Here is a 1,725-nt window from a genome sequence, read left to right as displayed (position 1 = left end):
TCCGAGTTGGCGCGCCGCGCCGCCTTGGCTGCCCGTCTGGGCCAGTGCCAGAAAGATTTCGAACGCGCTGAGCTCAGGCATGCGGGAACTGAGCGGCATGCCCGATGAAAGCACAAGATCGTTGACGGCGCAGTCGATACGGCACCGTATGCAGGACACCCCGACCACTTTCGAAGTAATCTCGCGAACTTCGCGCTGCCGTCACCCCGCGAAGACCGGCCACAACGGAAGTTTGTGACTTCACAAGGCGTCGACCGCTACCGGGAGCGTTCGGCACGGGGAATCATCGCAGGTATGACACATTTGACGTCCCCGAAGACACCGGCTTCGTGCCGGTTCAGAGGTAATTGATCATGCGTCACTACCGCGTTGCCATCGTGGGCTCCGGGCCGTCGGCATTCTTCGCGGCGTCGGCGTTGCTCAATGCTGCCGACGCGTCGGACGAGTTCGACGTGCGCGTGGATGTGCTGGAGATGTTACCGACCCCATGGGGCCTGGTACGTTCCGGTGTGGCGCCCGACCATCCCAAGATCAAGTCGGTGACCGCACAATTCGAGAAGACCGCCGAGGACCAGCGATTCCGACTGTTCGGTAACGTCATGGTGGGACGCGACATTGAGGCCGACGAGCTGGCGGAGCACTATGATGCGGTAATTTACGCCGTTGGAGCGCAAGCCGATAGGCCGTTGAACATCCCCGGTGAAGACTTGTTGGGCAGCGTGTCTGCGGTCGACTTCGTCGGCTGGTACAACGCGCATCCGTCGTGTGCGATGTTGTCTCCCAAGTTGTCGCGGGGGAGGGCGATAGTGGTCGGCAACGGCAATGTCGCACTCGACGCCGCCCGGATGATGGTGACGGATCCCGAGGCGCTTGCCGCGACCGACATCGCAGATCATGCACTGCAGGCGTTGCGCCCGTGTGGAATCGACGAGGTCGTGATCATCGGTCGGCGGGGGCCGTTACAGAGCGCATTCACCAACCTGGAGCTGCGTGAACTGGGCGAGCTTGAGGGCGTCGACGTCGTGGTCGATCCCGCGCAACTCGACGGCATCACCGACGAGGATATCGCTGCGGCGAGCAAGTCGGTCCGGCAGAATTTGAAGCTGTTGCGTGACTACGCAAGTCGTACACCGCGCCCCGGCCACCGCCGGATCGTCTTCAAGTTTTTCACGTCGCCGATCGAGATCACCGGATCCGGCAAAGTGGAGAACATCGTTTTGGGGACTAACGAGTTGGTCATGGACGCCAGCGGCCGGCTCACCGCCAAGGACACCGGTGCCAGAGAGACCCTGCCCGCACAGTTCGTGGTGCGTGCGGTGGGTTACCGTGGCACCCCGATCGCGGGCCTGCCGTACGACGAGCGAAGCGGGACAATCCCCAACACTGCCGGGCGGGTAGCCGGCAGCCGTAATGAATTCGTCGCCGGGTGGATCAAGCGCGGCCCCAGCGGGGTGATCGGTACGAACAAGAAGGACTCCCAGGAAACCGTGGATTCTCTGCTGGCCGACCTGGTGACGGTCGCTCCCGTCGACTCAGGTGGCGATCCCGCGGATTGGCTGGCCGAACGCCAGCCCGGGCTCGTCAGGGCCGAGCACTGGCTTGCCATCGACCGGCACGAGCGGGCTGCCGGCGAGCGGGAGGGGCGGCCGCGCGTTAAGTTGCCGACCGTACCGGATCTACTACGTGTCGGATTCGCCGTGACTCCACTCCCGGAGGCGCATCCCG

At 63.8% G+C, this 1,725-nt stretch carries 1 protein-coding gene and 1 pseudogene; one reads left to right on the top strand and one right to left on the bottom strand.

Annotation, left to right across the window (positions count from 1 at the left end; all coding sequences use genetic code 11):
• Positions 1-99: pseudogene (locus AC2VOG_RS16495) on the bottom strand (LysR family transcriptional regulator); the annotation flags it as partial.
• 254 nt (positions 100-353) lie between these two features.
• On the opposite strand from AC2VOG_RS16495, the gene AC2VOG_RS16490 reads away from it, so the two are divergent.
• Positions 354-1,725, top strand: a 1,372-nt coding sequence (locus AC2VOG_RS16490; RefSeq protein WP_486940939.1) for an FAD-dependent oxidoreductase, incomplete at its 3' end; no start/stop codon positions are given.

Source organism: Mycobacterium sp. TH-M11 (genome assembly GCF_057473725.1).
Note: the sequence above shows the minus strand (reverse complement) of the source record. Positions and strands in the feature narration are given on the sequence as shown.